Origin of the sequence: Idiomarina aquatica (genome assembly GCF_003987185.1) — a bacterium.
GTDB lineage: Bacteria > Pseudomonadota > Gammaproteobacteria > Enterobacterales > Alteromonadaceae > Idiomarina > Idiomarina aquatica.
This window is the reverse complement of the sequence record NZ_PIPS01000001.1, coordinates 281680-300189: the sequence shown is the minus strand read 5'-3', so window position 1 is coordinate 300189 and position 18510 is coordinate 281680. Positions and strand designations below refer to the sequence as shown.

The 18510-nt window shown below is 53.5% G+C and carries 18 protein-coding genes; 11 read left to right on the top strand and 7 right to left on the bottom strand.

Annotation, left to right across the window (positions count from 1 at the left end; translation table 11 throughout):
• From CWE23_RS01525 to CWE23_RS01505, 5 genes are read right to left on the bottom strand one after another with little or no spacing between them, the layout of a single operon-like run.
• Window positions 1-1974, bottom strand: a complete 1974-nt coding sequence (locus CWE23_RS01525) for an acetyl/propionyl/methylcrotonyl-CoA carboxylase subunit alpha (protein WP_126819196.1) — start codon at window positions 1972-1974, stop codon at window positions 1-3.
• 12 nt (window positions 1975-1986) lie between these two features.
• On the bottom strand, window positions 1987-2772 hold the full coding sequence (locus CWE23_RS01520) for an enoyl-CoA hydratase-related protein (protein WP_105306110.1): 786 nt from the start codon (window positions 2770-2772) through the stop codon (window positions 1987-1989).
• 12 nt (window positions 2773-2784) lie between these two features.
• Complete coding sequence (locus CWE23_RS01515) at window positions 2785-4392, bottom strand: carboxyl transferase domain-containing protein (protein WP_105306111.1); 1608 nt, start codon at window positions 4390-4392, stop codon at window positions 2785-2787.
• Window positions 4393-4401: 9 nt separating this feature from the next.
• On the bottom strand, window positions 4402-5571 hold the full coding sequence (locus CWE23_RS01510) for an isovaleryl-CoA dehydrogenase (protein WP_105306112.1): 1170 nt from the start codon (window positions 5569-5571) through the stop codon (window positions 4402-4404).
• Complete coding sequence (locus tag CWE23_RS01505) at window positions 5568-5987, bottom strand: MerR family transcriptional regulator (protein WP_105306113.1); 420 nt, start codon at window positions 5985-5987, stop codon at window positions 5568-5570. Before CWE23_RS01505 ends, CWE23_RS01510 begins: the two co-directional genes overlap by 4 nt.
• A gap of 77 nt (window positions 5988-6064) precedes the next feature.
• Here CWE23_RS01505 and CWE23_RS01500 point away from each other — a divergent pair, with 77 nt between their 5' ends.
• Window positions 6065-7246, top strand: a complete 1182-nt coding sequence (locus CWE23_RS01500; protein WP_105306114.1) for an acetyl-CoA C-acyltransferase — start codon at window positions 6065-6067, stop codon at window positions 7244-7246.
• Window positions 7247-7250: 4 nt separating this feature from the next.
• On the opposite strand, the gene CWE23_RS01495 is transcribed toward CWE23_RS01500, so the two are convergent.
• Entirely contained in the window at window positions 7251-8123 is an 873-nt protein-coding gene (locus CWE23_RS01495) for an EamA family transporter (RefSeq protein ID WP_105306115.1), read from the bottom strand.
• Window positions 8124-8202: 79 nt separating this feature from the next.
• On the opposite strand from CWE23_RS01495, the gene CWE23_RS01490 reads away from it, so the two are divergent.
• The 10 genes from CWE23_RS01490 to rlmM all read left to right on the top strand — a co-directional run bounded on the left by CWE23_RS01490 (window position 8203) and on the right by rlmM (window position 17250).
• Entirely contained in the window at window positions 8203-9699 is a 1497-nt protein-coding gene (locus CWE23_RS01490) for a CoA-acylating methylmalonate-semialdehyde dehydrogenase (protein ID WP_126819195.1), read from the top strand.
• Between the two features lie 13 nt (window positions 9700-9712).
• Window positions 9713-10870, top strand: coding sequence for an acyl-CoA dehydrogenase family protein (locus tag CWE23_RS01485; RefSeq protein WP_105306117.1), 1158 nt, complete (start codon window positions 9713-9715; stop codon window positions 10868-10870).
• A 9-nt stretch (window positions 10871-10879) separates the two neighbouring features.
• Window positions 10880-12016 (top strand): enoyl-CoA hydratase/isomerase family protein, encoded by a 1137-nt coding sequence (locus tag CWE23_RS01480; RefSeq protein WP_105306118.1) that lies wholly within the window; start codon window positions 10880-10882, stop codon window positions 12014-12016.
• Between the two features lie 25 nt (window positions 12017-12041).
• Window positions 12042-12938: a 3-hydroxyisobutyrate dehydrogenase gene (mmsB, locus tag CWE23_RS01475; RefSeq protein ID WP_105306119.1), complete on the top strand. Its 897-nt coding sequence runs from the start codon at window positions 12042-12044 to the stop codon at window positions 12936-12938.
• 28 nt (window positions 12939-12966) lie between these two features.
• Complete coding sequence (locus CWE23_RS01470) at window positions 12967-13731, top strand: SDR family oxidoreductase (RefSeq protein ID WP_105306120.1); 765 nt, start codon at window positions 12967-12969, stop codon at window positions 13729-13731.
• Between the two features lie 79 nt (window positions 13732-13810).
• Window positions 13811-14278, top strand: a complete 468-nt coding sequence (locus CWE23_RS01465) for a hypothetical protein (protein ID WP_105306121.1) — start codon at window positions 13811-13813, stop codon at window positions 14276-14278.
• Window positions 14279-14280: 2 nt separating this feature from the next.
• Complete coding sequence (locus CWE23_RS01460) at window positions 14281-15180, top strand: transcriptional regulator GcvA (protein ID WP_105306122.1); 900 nt, start codon at window positions 14281-14283, stop codon at window positions 15178-15180.
• A complete protein-coding gene (locus CWE23_RS01455; protein WP_241970505.1) occupies window positions 15177-15785 on the top strand; it encodes an alpha/beta fold hydrolase in 609 nt (202 codons plus the stop codon). The genes CWE23_RS01460 and CWE23_RS01455 overlap by 4 nt, the downstream gene beginning before the upstream one ends.
• Entirely contained in the window at window positions 15782-16162 is a 381-nt protein-coding gene (locus CWE23_RS01450) for a DUF423 domain-containing protein (protein ID WP_126819194.1), read from the top strand. Before CWE23_RS01455 ends, CWE23_RS01450 begins: the two co-directional genes overlap by 4 nt.
• Window positions 16162-17250 (top strand): 23S rRNA (cytidine(2498)-2'-O)-methyltransferase RlmM, encoded by a 1089-nt coding sequence (gene rlmM, locus CWE23_RS01445; RefSeq protein ID WP_105306124.1) that lies wholly within the window; start codon window positions 16162-16164, stop codon window positions 17248-17250. The genes CWE23_RS01450 and rlmM overlap by 1 nt, the downstream gene beginning before the upstream one ends.
• Window positions 17251-17436: 186 nt before the next feature.
• On the opposite strand, the gene CWE23_RS01440 is transcribed toward rlmM, so the two are convergent.
• Window positions 17437-18441, bottom strand: coding sequence for an isocitrate dehydrogenase (locus tag CWE23_RS01440; RefSeq protein WP_105306125.1), 1005 nt, complete (start codon window positions 18439-18441; stop codon window positions 17437-17439).
• Between the last annotated feature and the right edge of the window lie 69 nt (window positions 18442-18510).

The following is an 18510-nucleotide window of genomic DNA, read 5'->3' as shown; positions in this document are numbered from 1 at the left end:
TTATTCTTCCTCACTCATTGCCAGCAACTCGTCACCGTCGCTGACCAGGTCGCCGGCCGCATAAAAGATATCAGTGATTTCACCGGCATGACCGGCACGGATGGTGTATTCCATTTTCATCGCTTCCATCACCACCAAAGGCTGATCTTTTTCAACCACATCACCTTTGTTGACCAGTACTTCCATAATAGTACCGTTCATCGGAGCGACCAAACCACCGTGCGCGGCTTCATCTACCAGGGTATCGGTCACTTTGTGGCGGTGCAGGGTAACCGGTCCCTGTTCGGTAAATACGGTCAGTTCCTGATCGTCGGCGCTGACGTAACGTTGATAACGTTTACCGTCACAAACCACCGTCAGTTGGTCATCATTAACCCAGGCTTGCCAGTGCGTTGTGCGGTCATCATGGTGCGTGACAAAGCCCGTTGCTGTCTGTTGCAAGCGGACGTTATGCAGCTCACCCTGATACTGCAGTTCGATGTTGTGCAGTGCGGCTTCGTTCAGACGCAGGGCATTAGCCTGTTGCCAGGGCGTTGCTGTTGCATCTAAGCGGCGCTGACGGGAGACAATGTCATACAGCGCAGCTTCCGTGGTTATCCGCGCCAAATCGATATCCTGTGCCGGTAACAGGGTTTGCTCGTGCTGTTGAATAAACTCGGTCGTGAGGTTCATTTGCACGAATTGTGGATGACTGGCGAGCCGATGCAGGAAGTCGATGTTGGTGGTCAACCCGGTCAGACGATACTGGCGCAGGGCGCGTTGTAATTTTAGCAGTGCGCGTTCGCGATCAACGTCCCAGACGATCAGTTTTGCGATCATTGGGTCATAAAACGACGAAATCTCATCACCTTCGGTAATACCGGTGTCGATACGCACCCCGGCTTCAGCCTCCGGCGTCCGTAAATGGCGGATGGTGCCGGTACAGGGCAAAAAGTCGTTGTCGGGGTCTTCCGCGTAAATCCTTGCTTCGAAAGCGTGACCGTTAATCTGGATGTCATCCTGAGCCAGTGGCAGCGGTTGCCCGGAAGCGACCAGTAATTGCCATTCGACCAAATCCTGGCCAGTGATCATTTCGGTCACCGGGTGTTCCACCTGCAGGCGGGTGTTCATTTCCATAAAGAAGAATTCACCGCTCTGATCGTAGAGAAACTCGACCGTGCCGGCACCGACGTAATCAATCGCTTGCGCGGCTTTAACAGCGGCTTCGCCCATGGCTTTGCGGGTGCGTTCCGTGAGCGCTGGGGCCGGTGCTTCTTCAAGCACTTTTTGATGGCGGCGCTGCACCGAACAATCGCGTTCAGCTAAATAAACGGCGTTGCCGTGTTCATCGCAGAATACCTGAATTTCGACATGGCGCGGGTTACGAATAAAGCGCTCGAACAGCACTTTATCGTTACCAAACGATGACTTGGCTTCACGTTTGGCGGAGGCCAGTGCTTCATCGAATTCAGCGGCGCTTTCCACCACGCGCATCCCTTTACCACCGCCACCATAGGCGGCTTTTAGCAACAGCGGGAAGCCGACTTCTTCGGCTTTTTGCTTCAGAGTAGCGGCGTCCTGTTCACTGCCATGATAGCCAGGCACCAGTGGTACACCGGCTTCTTGCATGATGGCTTTAGCGGCACTTTTCGAGCCCATCGAGGCAATGGATGCGACCGGTGGGCCAACAAAAATGATGTTGTGCTGCTGACAAAGGTCTGCAAAATCTTCGTTTTCTGAAAGAAAGCCGTAGCCGGGGTGGATCGCTTCGGCACCGGTTTGTCGTGCCGCTTCGATAATTTTATCGCCACGCAGATAACTGTCGCTGCTGGCTGCCGGGCCAATATGTACGGCTTCATCTGCCAGTTGCACATGGCGGGCGTTAGCATCCGCATCGGAATACACAGCAATGGTGCGGATGCCCATTTTCTGAGCCGTGGCGATAACACGACATGCAATCTCACCACGGTTGGCAATCAATAGAGATGTAATCATACCCTTTCCTAATTAGCTGTCGTTGCGCCAGGCGGCGGGGCGTTTTTGCAAAAAGGCACTGAGACCTTCCTGACCTTCTGCCGAAACGCGAATTTCAGCAATGGCCTCAATGGTGTGACGACGAACGCGGTCGTCAACCGGACGCGAACCGACATTGGCAATCAGCTGTTTACAGGCCCCCAGTGCTTGCGGACTGTTATTCAGCAGGGCTTCCAGCCACTCATCAAGGGCTCCCTCAAAGTCATCGACAATGCGATGAACTAAGCCAAGTTGCAAAGCGTCATCGGCAAAAAAGCGCTCTGCGGTAAGCATATAACGGCGTGCCTGGCGCTCACCAATGGCTTTCACAACATAAGGACTGATGACCGCTGGGATCAAACCAATTTTCACTTCACTCAGGCAAAAACTGGTTTTCGGCTGGGCCAGCACCATGTCACAGCAGGCGGCGAGGCCGACGGCACCGCCAAAGGCTGCACCTTGCACCAGCGCGATGGTTGGTTTTGGCAACTCATCCAGACGCTGCATCAGCAGGCTCAGCTCACCGGCGTCGTCGATGTTTTGCTGATAATCTTTATCAGCCATCGAACGCATCCAGTTGAGATCAGCACCGGCGGAAAAGTTTTTCCCTTCTGACTGCAGAACCAGCACCCGTACGTTGTCGTCATCCGCGGCTTGTGTCAAAGCCGCAATGAGTTCGCCAATCATGACGTCGTCAAAGGCGTTATGCACGTCCGGCCGGTTAAGGGTTAAGCGCGCTACGCCGCGCTCATCGACCTGATAATCGGTGTATTGAGTCATGGTTACCTCCGATTACATGCGGAAGACGCCGAAGCGGCTGTCATTGATAGGAGCATTAAGTGATGCGGCAATACTCAGCCCCAGCACATCACGGGTTTGTGCCGGATCGATGATGCCGTCATCCCAGAGTCTGGCTGACGCGTAGTAAGGGTGACCCTGTTGTTCATACTGGTCGATGATTGGCTGCTTCAGTTGTTGCTCCTGCTCAGCGCTCATCGATTCGCCTTTACGAGCCAGATTATCCTTGGTGACCTGCGCCATAACGCCGGCGGCCTGTTCGCCACCCATTACCGAAATACGCGCGTTTGGCCACATGAACATCATGGTTGGGTCATAGGCACGACCGCACATGCCATAGTTACCGGCGCCATAACTGCCGCCAATCAGTACGGTAAACTTAGGCACCTGTGCACAGGATACGGCCATCACCATTTTCGCGCCGTGCTTGGCAATGCCTTCTGCTTCATACTTTTTACCGACCATAAAGCCGGTGATGTTTTGTAAAAACACCAGTGGAATTTTGCGTTGCGCGCAGAGCTCAATGAAGTGGGCGCCTTTTTGTGCTGACTCTGAGAACAAAATGCCGTTGTTGGCGACAATACCTACCGGATAGCCGTGGATGCGGGCAAAGCCGGTCACCAGGGTATTACCGTAGTTAGCTTTAAACTCGTCAAAGTCCGAGTCGTCAACGATGCGGGCGATGACTTCATGAACGTCATAAGGTTTGCGCAAATCCGTGCCGACGATACCGTACAACTCTTTGCTGTCGTAGCGTGGTGGTTTTACCTCGCGACGATCAAGCTCGGTTGGGCGCGGTCGGTTTAAACGGGCGACCGAACGACGGGCCAATGCCAAGGCATGCTCATCGTTGTGGGCAAAATGATCAGCAACACCGGATATCCGCGTATGCACGTCGGCACCGCCAAGTTCCTCGGCGCTGACTTCTTCACCGGTGGCCGCCTTTACCAGCGGTGGGCCGGCCAGAAAGATGGTGCCTTGTTCTTTTACGATCACGCTTTCGTCGGCCATCGCCGGAACATAAGCCCCACCTGCGGTACATAAGCCCATCACCACGGCGATTTGCGGAATGCCTTTCGCGGACATATTGGCCTGATTAAAAAAGATCCGGCCAAAGTGCTCTTTGTCAGGGAAAACCTCGTCCTGACGCGGCAGGTTCGCACCACCGGAATCGACCAGGTAAATGCAGGGCAGGTGACAACGTTCGGCGATTTCCTGCGCGCGTAAGTGCTTCTTAACCGTCAGCGGGTAATAGGTACCGCCTTTTACCGTCGCATCATTGGCAATGATCATGCACTCGACGCCTTCAACGGTGCCTATACCGGCTACCACGCCGGCCGCTGGTACGTAATCGTCGTAGCAATCCCAGGCCGCAAACTGGCCGACTTCCAAAAAGGGTGAGCCGGCATCAAGCAGTTTGTTGATGCGATCACGGGGCAGTAGCTTGCCCCGTGATAAATGGCGTTCCTGATACTTGGGACCACCACCTTGTTTGATTTGCGCGACCTTTTGCTGCAGATCGTCGACCACGCTTTGCATGGCTTTTTCGTTGGCTTTGAACTGCTCGTCGCGGGTATTAACTTTGCTGGTTAAAATCGCCACGGTGACTCCTTATTTGGATTCGCTGAATAGCTCACGGCCAATCAGCATGCGACGGATTTCTGAGGTACCGGCACCGATTTCATACAGTTTGGCATCGCGCAGTAAACGCCCGGTTGGGTATTCATTAATGTAACCGTTACCACCAAGTAGCTGAATCGCGTCCAGCGCCAGTTGTGTTGCCAGTTCGGCTGAGTAAAGAATGGCGCCGGCAGCGTCCTTACGCGTGGTTTCACCACGGTCGCACGATTGGGCGACCGCATACACATAAGCGCGTGCCGCATTGGTACGGGTGTACATATCTGCGACTTTGCCCTGCACCAACTGGAATTCGCCAATTGCTTTACCAAATTGGGTACGGTCATGGATATAAGGTACGACCGTATCAAGGCACGCCTGCATGATACCCAGCGGGCCGGCCGCCAGAACCGCACGTTCGTAATCGAGGCCGCTCATTAACACTTCAACGCCGCCATTGAATTCACCCAGAATGTTTTCGGCCGGGACTTCAGCGTCCTCAAACACCAGTTCACAGGTGTTTGAACCGCGCATACCGAGTTTGTCGAGCTTTTGTGCCTGTGAGAATCCCGGGGTGTTTTTCTCGACAATAAAGGCCGTGATGCCACGAGAGTTTTTCTCTGGATCGGTTTTCGCGTAGATGACAAATACGTCGGCATCGGGACCGTTGGTGATCCACATTTTGTTGCCGTTAAGGATGAATTTGTCACCCTTTTTCTCGGCCCGCAGTTTCATGCTGACCACGTCCGAACCGGCATTCGGTTCGCTCATCGCCAATGCACCAACGTGCTCGCCGGTGCACAGCTTTGGTAAATATTTTTGTTTTTGTTGTTCATTACCGTTACGGGCAATCTGGTTTACACACAGGTTTGAGTGCGCACCATAGCTTAAGCCCACGGACGCCGACGCACGGCTGATTTCTTCCATTGCGATGACGTGCTCGAGATAGCCCATACCAGAGCCGCCGTACTGTTCTTCAACCGTTAAGCCCAGTAGCCCCATGTCACCAAACTTGCGCCATAAGTCGCTTGGAAACTCATTCTTTTCATCAATTTCTGCGGCACGCGGCGCAATTTCATCACGAGCAAATGCATTGACCTGCTCACGCAACATATCGGCGGTTTCGCCAAGGCCAAAATTAAACGTGGTGTACTGACTGATCATAGTGACTCCTGAGATTGAACTGCTTTAGCTGACGGTTTAATGGCATTTAACTCATCGCGGCATCGTTGTTCGAGACCGGTGAGCTCCGTCAGTAATACGTTGATATCTTCCATCTGTTGTCGCAGAGACATTTTTTTCTCTGCGATGAGTTCCAACACTTTTTCTAACTGCGCCGCTGAACTGTTGTCCGCGTCGTAAAGTTCGAACAGGCGGCGGGTTTCGGCGAGCGAGAAACCCAGTCGTTTGCCGCGCAGCACCAATTTCAACCGTACACGGTCCTTATTGGTGTAGATGCGGTGTTGACCCTGACGCTTAGGTGACAGCAGGCCTTCGTCTTCATAAAAACGAATGCTGCGGGTGGTAATGTCAAATTGTTTTGCCAATTCGCCGATCGTATAAGTGATTTTGTTGCTCATCAGACTTGCTTTTTGGTTGTCCTAGGATCTAAGCTTAGAGGAAGTTTACGTTAACGTAAAGTGCAATTGGAGGAAAGATGTCGAGCGATGCCATTGTAATCGTAGCCGCTAACCGTACGCCTATGGGCGGTTTTCAGGGCAGTTTAAGTGAAGTCAGTGCCCCCAATTTGGGGGCGGCTGCGATCAAAGCGGCACTCGCTAACAGCGGGCTGTCAGCCGATGATGTGTCGGAAGTGATTATGGGTAATGTGCTGCCGGCTGGCTTAGGCCAGGCGCCGGCACGTCAGGCCATGTTATACGCAGGCTTACCGCGGGCAGCCGGTGCCACCACCATTAATAAAGTCTGTGGTTCGGGCTTAAAAGCCGCGATGCTGGCACACGATCTGATCAAAGCCGGGTCGGCCGATGTCGTGGTAGCCGGTGGTATGGAAAGCATGTCAAATGCGCCGTATATGTTGGCGAAAGGCCGCAGCGGTTACCGTATGGGCCACGGCCAGGTGCTTGACCACATGATGCTGGACGGGCTGGAAGACGCCTATGAGCATCAGGCCATGGGTTGCTATGCACAGTCAACGGCCGATGACTATGGTCTTGATCGGGAGGCGATGGATGAGTTTGCCATCCAGTCACTGACCAAAGCACAAAAAGCCATTAAAGAAGGGTTGTTTGACGCGGAAGTCACCCCGGTCACTTACAGTACCCGCAAAGGCGATATCACCGTTGATACCGATGAACAACCGGGTAAAGCACGGTTGGACAAGATTCCGCAATTGCGTCCGGCGTTTAAAAAGGACGGCACCATCACGGCCGCGAACTCCAGCTCTATTTCAGACGGTGCTGCGGCGTTGATCCTGATGCGTGAGAGTGAAGCTAAAGCGAAAGGTCTGACCCCATTGGCTCGTGTTATGGGGCATGCTACCCATTCACAGGCGCCGGCCGAATTTACCGTTGCGCCAATCGGTGCGATGAACAGTCTGCTGAATAAGCTGGGCTGGAGCAAAGACGACGTCGATTTGTGGGAAATTAATGAAGCCTTTGCGATGGTGACCATGCTGGCGATCCAGGAGATGAAACTGGATGCAGCCAAAGTCAACGTTCACGGTGGTGCCTGTGCGTTGGGTCACCCCATCGGTGCCAGCGGCGCTCGCCTGTTGGTGACGCTGCTGCATGCCCTTAAGCAAACCGAGCAGAAGCGCGGCATTACCTCGCTCTGCATCGGTGGCGGAGAAGCGGTCGCACTGGCTGTGGAGATGATCTAAACGGCTACTGCCGCGCCGGTCGTAAGCGTTGTGCGCGACCGGCAAGCCATACGGCAAAAACAATAATAAGTGCGCCGATGGCAAGCCGGCTGTAGTCGGTCTGCTGTTGCCAAAACAGCACGTTGACCAGAATACCGGCGGGAATAAGGGCGTTATTCATGGTGGCTAACTGACCGGTGTTAACCTGCTTGGTGGCAAGGTTCCAACCAAGGTAACCAAGCCCGGAGGCCACGACGCCAAGCCAAATTAGGATGCCCCACTGAAGCGTGGTGGTTGGCAATTTGGCGAAGTCGGCGAAGGCTACAACGCCGATCGCGGCAACCACGGTAGCACCGAAGAAGAACGCTGCAAACTGTTGGCTTTGCGCCAGCTTGGCTCCGGTAGGCAGACGCTTATAAGCGACCTGACCGAGGGCAAAACAGGCATTGGCGGCCTGAATCAGGAAAAAGCCGGTGACAAAATCAGCCGACAGCGGCTGATAACGAATGACGGCTGCGCCGGCTACGGAAATGGCTGCCGCCAGCCACCAGATCAGTGGCAAATGACGACGATTTAAAATCAGTTCGTCGATGAGTGTGATGTAAAGTGGGGTGAAGATAGTGAACAACAACACCTCGGCGACACTCAAATAGATAAACGCATGGTATAGAAACAGATACATTAAACCGATTTGCACCGCGCCGATGCCAGCCAGCTTGAGTAACTGGCGACGGTCGCTGCGCAAGCTCTGCCAGCGAAACAGTGGTAATACGGTCAGCAGCGCGAGCGCCATGCGGATAAAGACAACCAAATAGCCGTCAACTTGGCCGGCAAGATAGACGCCAATCAAGGAAAAGCTGGCGGCCCAGAGTATAGTGATAAGAATTAACAGAGTCATATCAGGCTCTCGAGATTAAATTTACATCGTCCGACGACGCGTCAATGGGCGATAAGATAACACAACAAGAAGGTGAATTATGTCTAAGAAAGTGCCTCTGTATATAGATGGCGAATTTGTCGCCTCGAAGTCAGAACAGTGGATTCCGGTCACCAACCCGGCAACTCAGGAAGTGATTGCCGAAGCGCCTTGTGCGACGCAAAGTGAAATGGAAGCGGCCGTTGCCAGTGCCCGCGAAGCCTTCAAAACCTGGAAAGAAGTGCCAGTGTCTGAGCGCGCTCGTGTGATGATGCGTTACCAAGCGCTGTTAAAAGAACATCACGATGAAATCGCGGAAATCCTTGCACAGGAAACCGGCAAAACGTTTGAAGACGCAAAAGGCGATGTTTGGCGTGGTATCGAAGTGGTTGAGCACGCCGCCAATATTCCTTCATTGTTGATGGGCGAGACCGTTGAAAACGTTGCCCGCTCAATCGATTCTTACAGTTATACCCAACCGTTGGGAATTTGTGCCGGCATCACGCCCTTTAACTTCCCGGCGATGATCCCATTATGGATGTTCCCGGTGGCGATTGCCGCGGGTAACACCTTTATCCTGAAGCCGTCGGAGCAAGACCCGTTAACACCGACCCGCCTGGTCGAACTGTTTGAACAGGCCGGTGCGCCCAAAGGCGTACTGCAGGTCCTGCACGGTGGCAAAGATCAGGTCGACTTCATTCTGGATCACCCGGAAATTCGTGCCTTGTCATTTGTCGGTTCGGTGCCAGTGGCTGAGTACATTTACCGTCGCGGTACCGAAAACGGCAAACGGGTACAAGCCTTTGCCGGAGCGAAGAACCACTGTGTGATCATGCCTGATGCCAATAAACAGCAGGTGATTAATAACCTGGTGGGCTCCTCGGTCGGTGCCGCCGGTCAGCGTTGTATGGCGATCTCGGTAGCGGTATTCGTTGGCGCCGCGAAAGAGTGGATTCCGGAAGTGGCAGAAGCGATTGCCAAAGTCCGTCCGGGCGCGTGGAACGATGAAAATGCCGCATACGGTCCGGTGATCAGCCCGCAGGCCAAAGAGCGCATTGAAAAAGTCATTACCGAAGGCGAACAGGAAGGTGCCAAGTTGTTGGTTGACGGTCGTAATTACACCGTCGAAGGGCTACCAAACGGTAACTGGGTAGGGCCAACCGTATTCTCTGGCGTCACTCCGGACATGAACCTGTATAAAACCGAGATTTTTGGTCCGGTACTGAGCATCAGCGAAGTGGAAACGCTGGATGATGCGCTGGAAATGGTGAATAACAACCCATACGGTAACGGCACCTCGATCTTTACCGCCAGCGGCGCGGCAGCGCGTAAATATCAGCACGAAGTCGAAGTGGGTCAGGTTGGTATCAATATTCCAATCCCAGTACCACTGCCGTTCTTCTCATTCACCGGTTGGAAGCGTTCGTTCTTCGGTGATCTGCATGCCTACGGTAAACAGGCCGTGCGTTTTTACACCGAAACCAAGACCGTTACTGCACGTTGGTTCGAGAGCGATATCGAAGCAACCGGTCCGAACATGTCGATCCACCTGAAGTAATAGGGGCTGCCCGATGAATTTTGAATTGACCGAAGATCAACAAGCCTTTGTCGATACGGCAAAGGCCTTTGCTGACAAGGAACTGGCGCCAAACGCAGCGCAGTGGGACGAAGAATCGTACTTCCCGCTGGAAGTGTTCAAAAAAGCCGGCGAAATGGGCTTTATGGGCATGTATACGCCAGAAGAAGCGGGCGGCTTTGGTATGAGCCGGCTTGATTCGGCACTGATTTTTGAACAACTGGCCGGTGGTTGCACGGCGACAACGGCGATGATGACCATCCATAACATGGTCAGTTGGATGATCGGCTCGTTCGGTCAGCAAGAGGTGATCGATGAGTGGGTTCCACAATTGGTCACCGGTGAAAAACTGGGCTCATACTGCCTGACCGAGCCGGGTTCCGGCTCCGATGCCGCCAGCTTGCGCACCAGCGCCAAAAAAGAGGGCGATGAATACGTCATCAACGGTTCCAAGATGTTTATCTCCGGAGCCGGCGCAACGGACGTGCTGGTGGTTATGGCTCGTACCGGCGAAGAGGGGCCGAAAGGCATCTCGGCGTTCGTCGTACCGGCCGATGCGGCGGGCATCAGCTACGGCAAAAAAGAAGCCAAAATGGGCTGGAACGCACAGCCGACTCGTTTAGTCACCTTCGAAGATGTGCGCATTCCGGCGAAGAATTTGCTGGGTAGCGAAGGCGAAGGTTTTAAGTTTGCGATGATGGGGCTGGATGGCGGTCGTATTAACATCGCCGTGTGTTCAGTCGGTACCGCGCAGGCCGCATTAAATACGGCCAAAGCCTATATGCAAGAACGTACCCAGTTTGGTAAACCGTTAGCCGCTTTTCAGGCGTTGCAGTTTAAGCTCGCGGATATGGCGACGGAACTGGTGGCAGCGCGTCAAATGGTGCGTTTGGCAGCCTCCAAAGTGGATAACAATGACGCCGACAAAACCACCTATTGTGCGATGGCGAAGCAGTTCGCTACCGATGTTGGTTTTAAAGTGTGTAATGAGGCGCTGCAGTTGCATGGCGGTTACGGTTACATCAAGGAATACCCATTAGAGCGCCACGTGCGTGACGTGCGGGTACACCAGATTCTGGAAGGTACCAACGAAGTCATGCGTCTGATTATCGGGCGTCGGTTATTGTCGGATATTGACCGCGAAATTTTGTAAGGAGACTCCATGCAAGACGTGGTACTTATTGAAGAAATCAGCGCCGGTGACAAAGTCATCGGCGTTGCTACTTTAAATTCAGAAAAATCATTGAACGCATTGAGCCTGCCGATGGCAGAAAAGTTACTGCCGCAATTGCAACAGTGGGCCGCTGATGATCGCGTGGTGTGCGTATGGTTGCAAGGCGCCGGTGAAAAAGCGTTCTGTGCCGGCGGTGACATTGTGGCCATGTACAAAGCGATGCAAGCCGAGCCGGGCAAACTGGTCAGTGAAGTGGAAAACTTCTTCACTCAGGAATACCGCTTGGACTACGCTATCCAGACCTTCCCGAAGCCACTGATTTGTTGGGCAGACGGTATTGTTATGGGCGGCGGCATGGGGCTTATGAACGGCGCCAGCCATCGCATCGTGACCGATCGTTCATTGCTGGCGATGCCGGAAGTGACCATTGGGTTATACCCTGACGTCGGTGCGACCTACTTTTTAAACCGTATGCCGCAGGGTTGTGGGCTGTTTCTCGGCATGACCGGCGCCACCATGAACGCTAAGGATGCGTTATTCCTTAACCTTGCCGATCATTACCTTGGCCATAGCCATAAAGCGACGTTACTAGAAAAACTGCAACAGTTGTCGTGGGGCGAGACCGGAGCGTTGAATAAGCAAAAAGTCACCGATTTGCTGGCCGATATGGCGGCAGACGATATGACCGAGATGCCGGCACCACAGGTTGAACCGATGCACGATCACATTAAACGCTTAACCGCCGGCGACGATGTTACCGATGTGGTTGAGGCGATCCTGAATGATGAGACGGAAGACAAATGGCTAAGCCGGGCGCGCAAAAACCTCGCCAACGGTTGTCCAATGACCGCACATATTGTCTGGAACCAGTTGCAGCAGGGGCGTGATCTGTCGTTACCGGATTGCTTCCGGTTGGAGCTGACACTGTCCTGCAATTGCGCCGTTCGCGGTGACTTTGCGGAAGGCATACGTGCCTTATTGATCGATAAAGATAAAACACCGAAATGGCAGCATGCGTCAGTCGCCGATGTCGCGGCGGAAGACGTGGATGCTTTCTTTATGCCGCCATGGGGCGAACGTACGCACCCATTGGCCGACCTCGAGCACGTGTTAGAGGCAAACTAAGAATACGTTAGAAGGAGTGCCAACTATGGCTACGGTAGGTTTTATTGGTTTAGGTAATATGGGTGGCCCGATGGCCGCCAACTTAGCGAAAGCAGGCCATGCGGTAAAAGCGTTTGACCTGTCAGACGCTGCACTTAAAGCGGTTCAGGAAGCAGGAGCAACGCCCTGTAACAGCGCTAAAGAGGTGATTCAGGACGTCGAATTTGTGGTATCGATGCTGCCGGCGGATCATCATGTTGAAGGCGTTTACCTGGGTGATGATGGGTTAATCAACCACCTGCAGTCATCGCAGCTGGTCATCGATTGCAGCACCATTTCATCAGAAGCCGCTATCTACGTTGGCGGTGAACTGGAAAAAGCCGGAATCGCCTTTATTGATGCGCCGGTATCCGGTGGTGTTGGCGGTGCCAAAGCCGGTACTTTGACCTTCATTTGCGGCGGTACCGAGAGCAATGTTGATCGCGCCCGTAGCGTACTTAACGATATGGGCAAAAACGTCTTCCGCGCCGGTGATGTCGGTGCCGGCCAAATCGCCAAAATCTGCAATAATATGCTGTTGTCGGTATTAATGGTGGGGACGTCAGAGGCGTTGCAGTTGGGTAAAGCCAACGGTCTGGACCCGAAAGTATTGTCAGAAATCATGCTGCAGAGCTCTGGCCGTAACTGGACCCTGGAAGTTTATAATCCGTGCCCCGGGGTAATGGACAATGTGCCTTCCAGCAACGATTACCAGGGCGGCTTTATGGTCGATCTGATGGCTAAAGATCTGGGGCTGGCGCAGCAGACCGCCTTAAAAGCGGGCGCGGCAACGCCGATGGGATCGTTAACCCGCAACTTGTATCACAGTTGGTCACAGCAAGGACACGGGCGACAGGACTTTTCCAGCATCTTTAATTACGTGCAGCCCGCTGCGAAAAAATAAATAACGCATATTGAATTAGGGGAATTACATGCAGATAAAAGACAGTGTGATTGTCATTACCGGTGGTGCGCAAGGCCTCGGCTTGGCAATGGCAGAAGATTTCGCTCAGCAGGGCGCGAAACTGGCCTTAATTGACATCAACGGCGACGTGCTTGGTGACGCACAAGAACGGTGTGAAACCTTAGGTGCGGCGAAAGTGGTTGGCTACGAAGTCGATATTACCGACGAAGAATCCGTAGAAACCGTCTTTGAACAAATCCAGCAGGAGTTTGACGGCATTGATGTGCTGGTCAACAACGCCGGTTTGTTGCGTGATGGCCTGTTGATCAAATTCAAAGACGGTGAACTGAAGCAAAAAATGCCGTTGCAGCAATTCCAGTCGGTACTGGACGTAAACCTGACCGGCACTTTCTTGTGTGGTCGTGAAGCGGCAGCGCAGATGGTAAAAGCCGGTAAAAAAGGCGTTATCATTAATATCTCCAGTGTCGCTCGTGCCGGTAATATCGGCCAGACCAACTACGCCGCGACCAAAGCGGGCGTTGTTGCCATGACCGTCACCTGGGCGCGTGAACTGGGTCGTTATGGTATCCGTTGTGGTGCCATCGCTCCGGGCTTTATCGAAACCCCGATGACCGCACAAATGAAACCCGAAGCGGTAGAGCGGGCGCTGTCTATGGTGCCGCTGAAGCGTTGGGGACAGCCGAATGAAATCGCCCACAGTGCGCGTTATATCATTGAAAACGACTTCTTCAGTGGCCGTGTGGTCGAGATCGACGGCGGTGTGCGTCTGTAACTGCGGTTAGCGATGCCAACAGCGGGCGTCTCTGTTATAGTGTGGTCCTTAACCACCGACTAACAGAGGCGCTTTTTTTATGCAAATGCGGTATCGCGGCATCATTAAAATGGTTCCTGTCTGTGCCATTTGGCTGGCCATTGCTGTGCTTGCGCTGGCATTGATTGAGACCCCCGCCGAACCCGTTTCTGTGGTGATTAACAGCCTAATTTGTGTGGCGGTTGTTGCACTTGCCTTCCGGCTGAGCGCGGAAATCTTTTTTAAAGTCATTCGGCTGAACAAACAACGTATTGAGTATACCCAAGCCTGGGGTAAACCGCGCAGCTATCGCTGGCAAGACGTCGAAGCGGTCAACTTTGTCGGCTGGTGGCAGGCGTTTGAATTGGTTTTCCGAGACGGTAAGCGGGTAAAAGTGTCATTAATGATGGATAATCTGCGCTCCTTTCTGCAATTGTTATCCGAGCAGTTACCGCGCGACAAATACCAGCACGCGATCGAACAGTTTGCCGGTACCTTTGGCGGTAAGAACAATGACGATAAGGATTAACCATGCGCAAACTGCCCCCTCTGAATGCGCTTAAATCCTTCGAAGTTGCTGCGCGTCATCTCAGTTTTACCAAAGCCGCGGAAGAGTTGTTTGTCACTCAGGCGGCGGTCAGCCATCAGGTGAAAGCGTTGGAAGATTTTTTGCAGCTAAAGCTGTTCATCCGCCGCAACCGGTCGTTGTTACTGACCGAAGAGGGGCAGGCCTATTACCTGCAACTGCGCGATATCTTTGAGCAACTGGCACAAGCCACCGATAAATTGCGGCTGGTGTCAGAGCGGGGGGCGTTAACCGTGTCGGTGCCGCCCAGCTTTGCCATTTTATGGTTCGTACCGCGGCTCAGCAGTTTTCGTGAAGAACATCCCGACATGGATATTCGCATCAAGGCGGTGGACGAGATCAGTGGCTCGCTGACCGATGACGTTGACGTCGCCATTTATTATGGTGACGGCCGTTGGCCACATGTGAAAAGTTATCGTTTGCACAAGGAATACCTGTGGCCGGTGTGCTCGCCGCTCTTGGTGGATAAAGCCGGTATTCGCGAACCGGAAGATTTGTTAAAGCAAACGCTGCTGCATGACGAAACGCGTAACGCCTGGAAAGACTGGTTTGAGATGGTCGGTATTAATGGTTATCGCAACGATAACGGGCCGGTGTTCAGCCACTCCAGTCTGGCATTACAGGCTGCGGTGCACGGGCAGGGGGTTGCCCTCGCCAATAATGTGCTGGCGAAGCCGGAAATTGACAGCGGTCACCTGGTGCGGGTTTTTCCGCAGGCATTGCAACGTAATAAAGCCTTTTACCTGGTTTGTCGTGACAATCAGGCGGAAGTGGGTAAAATCGCGACCTTTCGCCAGTGGATACTGGCGCTGGTCGAACGGGAAGAACAAGAATTCAGCGAATGATTCATTACCAACAGCAAAACCCTCAGGGTGATTTCCGGGTGGTGTTTTTACACGGCTCCGGCGGCGGCCCGGAAACACCTTTTATGGATTTTTTTGCCGACTACTGTGTACACCTGGGCGCCGAAGTGGTGCGTCCTGATTTTCCGTATTGGCAACAGGTTCGGGTAAGCGGAAAACCGCGGCCGCCCAATCGTATGCCGGTGCTGGTGGAGGCGGTAACGGAGTTACTGAATCACCTGCAGCAGGACCACAAACCTTTGGTGTTGATGGGCAAATCACTCGGCAGTCGGGTGATGCTGCGTTTGGCAGCACCCTTTAATGCCACGCGGCTGGTGGCGTTAGGCTTTCCGTTTCATCCACCGTCAAAGCCGCAAAATTCCCGGCTTGAAGAACTCAGTCTGAGTCCGGTGCCCGGATTAATTCTGCAAGGCACTCGTGATCCCTTCAGTAAGCCGTTGTCAGCGTCGGTTGAATTACCGGACAATTGGCAAATGACCTGGTTGCAGGGTGCTGATCATGGCTTCCAGGCAACCAAAGCCAAGGCCGCCGACACGCCCAAACTGTGGCAACATGCGGCGGATGCAATAGGAGGATTTTTAGCATGAGTCAGTTATTTTTGATCATTGCGGCGCTGTTTGGCGGCGTCGCTGTGATGTTAGGCGCGTTCGCCGCGCACGGACTGCGAGGTAAACTCGCCGATAACCTATTTAGCGCCTTTGAAACCGGCGTTACCTATCAGTTTTACCACGCGCTGGCGCTACTGGCGCTGGCGTTGTGGATTAAGCAAAGCAGTTCGCCCTGGTTGTTGGCGAGTGGTTATTTGTGGATTGCCGGAGTGCTTTTATTTTCCGGCAGTTTGTACGCGCTGGCGTTGACCGGCGTTAAGTGGTTTGGTCCTATCACCCCAATTGGCGGTGTGTTGTTTATTCTCGGATGGGTGTCGTTGCTTATCGGCGCCGTTAAATTAGGAGCGGTGAGTTAATGAGTGGCATCATACTGTTGTGTCGGGCAGGCTTTGAAGGGGACTGTGCGGCGGAAATTCAGGATAAGGCAACCGAACTGGGTATTTACGGATATTGCCAGACGCAGCCGGATCAAGCCTATGTCACCTATCATTGTCAGGCCGAAGAGGCCGATCATATTGCCCGTAAGCTGGCGCTTAAAGAACTGGTGTTTGCGCGTGAAATGTTTGTGCTACTCAGTGCCATAAAAATGGCGGGTGTCGAAGACCGCGCCAGTGCCGTACTTGAGGCGTTGTTACCGCATCAGGAAAGCTTCGGGCTGGCCGGCGAACTGCGGGTAGAAACCCCCGACACCAACGAAGCCAATCAATTGTCGAAGTTCTGCCGCAAGTTTGCGGTACCGCTGCGTCAGAGCCTGCGCAAAGCCGAATTACTGAGTAACAAACCGCTGGCCAAACGGCCGTTGCTGCACGTCATGTTCGTCAATTCAGCGCACGCACTGACCGGCTACTCCTACAGCTATAACCAGACCCCTTATGCCGGTGGTATTCTGCGCTTAAGAATGCCTAAGGACGGTCCCAGCCGCTCGACGCTAAAGTTGGATGAAGCCTTTCAGGTGTTCGTGCCGGAAGAAGAACGCGACAAACGCATTCAAGCCGGCATGCGAGCCGTGGATTTGGGCGCCGCGCCAGGTGGCTGGACCTATCAGTTGGTCCGTCGCGGGATGATGGTGCAGGCGGTGGACAATGGTCCGATGGCCGATTCGTTGATGGAAACCGGTCAGGTTCAGCACATCAAGGAAGACGGCTTTAAGTTTCGTCCAAAACGGCGCAACATCAACTGGTTGGTCTGCGATATGGTGGAAAAACCGGCTCGGGTGGGAGAGTTAATGACCCGCTGGTTGTTAGATGAATACTGCCAGGAAGCCATTTTCAATTTAAAACTGCCAATGCGACAACGCTATGCCGCGGTCAAAGAATACTTACAGCAAATTACCGAACAGCTGCAAACCGAAGGTACCAAACCCTTCGAAATCCAGGCCAAGCATCTTTATCACGACCGCGAAGAAATTACCGTACATTTGCGCTGGGTGCCAAGAACGCGCTAGCGCTATGCGCGGCTCGGACGCCCTTTTACGAGGCCGTCGTGGGCTTACTCAGTGAGGGACGCTGTAAACCCATCCCTGGGGGCTTGTCTGCAATCATCCATGGCTGCAGACACCCTCACTGAGCAATCCCCACGACGGCCTCACAAGAACGTCAGGGCCGCGCAGGATACGCCTTTCACATAATCCCTATAAGCGTTCGATAACGGCTTGGGTGAAGTCGGTGGTACCGTGGCTACCGCCCAGATCGCGAGTGGTGCGGTCACCGCTTTCGATGACGTCAGCCAGTGCTTTAACGATCTTGTCGGCTTTGTCTGACATGCCTAAATATTCCAGCATTTGTACAGACGCCAGGATCACAGAGCTTGGGTTTGCCAGGTTTTTGCCGGCGATGTCGGGTGCCGAGCCGTGCACGGCTTCAAAGATGGCACAGTTTTCACCGATGTTAGCCCCCGGCGCCATGCCCAAACCGCCGACCAGACCGGCACACAGGTCGGAGACAATGTCACCGAACAGGTTGGTGGTAACGATAACGTCGAAGTCTTCCGGGTTCATCACCAGGCGCATGCACGCGGCATCAACGATCATCTCGGCCGACTCGATGTTTGGATACTCTTCGCCGATTTCACGGGCAACTTTGAGGAATAAGCCCGAGGTTGATTTCAGGATATTGGCTTTGTGTACCGCAGTGACTTTCTTACGGCCTTCACGTTCAGCCAGTTCGTAGGCAAAACGGACGATGCGTTCAGCGCCGGCACGGGTGATTTTGCTCATGGCTTCGGCTTCTGAACCGTCGTCTGATACTTTTTGCCCCAGACCTGAGTACATGCCCTCGGTGTTTTCACGGACGGTAATGATGTCAATGTTGTCGTAGCGAGCTTGGGTGCCTTTGAAGGACTTAACCGGACGCAGGTTCGCATACAAACCGAAGTGCTTGCGCAGGCTGACGTTAATTGAAGTGAAGCCTTCACCGACTGGAGTGGTGAGTGGACCTTTAAGCGTTATACCGTTGCGCTCAATGGCATCCAAGGTTGCTTGCGGCAGCAGTTCACCGGTTTTTTCCAGAGCGGTTAGGCCGGCTTCAACGTATTCGTATTCAAAATCGCAGCCCGCTTTGTTCATGATTTGAATGGCAGATTCAACAATATCCGGGCCAATACCGTCGCCGGGAATAACCGTTATCTTGGTGCTCATAATAGGTTCCTTATTCCATGTTACAGCTTTAAAACAGGGGGAGGTAAACGTGCCGCAAAGTCTAGCACC

Coding starts and splice junctions, on each gene's coding strand:
- CWE23_RS01450 (WP_126819194.1), top strand. CDS start 15,782: ATGAGTCAGTTATTTTTGATCATTGCGGCGCTGTTTGGCGGCGTCGCT.
- CWE23_RS01455 (WP_241970505.1), top strand. CDS start 15,177: ATGATTCATTACCAACAGCAAAACCCTCAGGGTGATTTCCGGGTGGTG.
- CWE23_RS01490 (WP_126819195.1), top strand. CDS start 8,203: ATGTCTAAGAAAGTGCCTCTGTATATAGATGGCGAATTTGTCGCCTCG.
- CWE23_RS01470 (WP_105306120.1), top strand. CDS start 12,967: ATGCAGATAAAAGACAGTGTGATTGTCATTACCGGTGGTGCGCAAGGC.
- CWE23_RS01465 (WP_105306121.1), top strand. CDS start 13,811: ATGCAAATGCGGTATCGCGGCATCATTAAAATGGTTCCTGTCTGTGCC.
- CWE23_RS01505 (WP_105306113.1), bottom strand. CDS start 5,987: ATGAGCAACAAAATCACTTATACGATCGGCGAATTGGCAAAACAATTT.
- CWE23_RS01520 (WP_105306110.1), bottom strand. CDS start 2,772: ATGACTCAATACACCGATTATCAGGTCGATGAGCGCGGCGTAGCGCGC.
- CWE23_RS01460 (WP_105306122.1), top strand. CDS start 14,281: ATGCGCAAACTGCCCCCTCTGAATGCGCTTAAATCCTTCGAAGTTGCT.
- mmsB (WP_105306119.1), top strand. CDS start 12,042: ATGGCTACGGTAGGTTTTATTGGTTTAGGTAATATGGGTGGCCCGATG.
- rlmM (WP_105306124.1), top strand. CDS start 16,162: ATGAGTGGCATCATACTGTTGTGTCGGGCAGGCTTTGAAGGGGACTGT.
- CWE23_RS01440 (WP_105306125.1), bottom strand. CDS start 18,441: ATGAGCACCAAGATAACGGTTATTCCCGGCGACGGTATTGGCCCGGAT.
- CWE23_RS01500 (WP_105306114.1), top strand. CDS start 6,065: ATGTCGAGCGATGCCATTGTAATCGTAGCCGCTAACCGTACGCCTATG.
- CWE23_RS01485 (WP_105306117.1), top strand. CDS start 9,713: ATGAATTTTGAATTGACCGAAGATCAACAAGCCTTTGTCGATACGGCA.
- CWE23_RS01510 (WP_105306112.1), bottom strand. CDS start 5,571: ATGATCAGTCAGTACACCACGTTTAATTTTGGCCTTGGCGAAACCGCC.
- CWE23_RS01525 (WP_126819196.1), bottom strand. CDS start 1,974: ATGATTACATCTCTATTGATTGCCAACCGTGGTGAGATTGCATGTCGT.
- CWE23_RS01495 (WP_105306115.1), bottom strand. CDS start 8,123: ATGACTCTGTTAATTCTTATCACTATACTCTGGGCCGCCAGCTTTTCC.
- CWE23_RS01480 (WP_105306118.1), top strand. CDS start 10,880: ATGCAAGACGTGGTACTTATTGAAGAAATCAGCGCCGGTGACAAAGTC.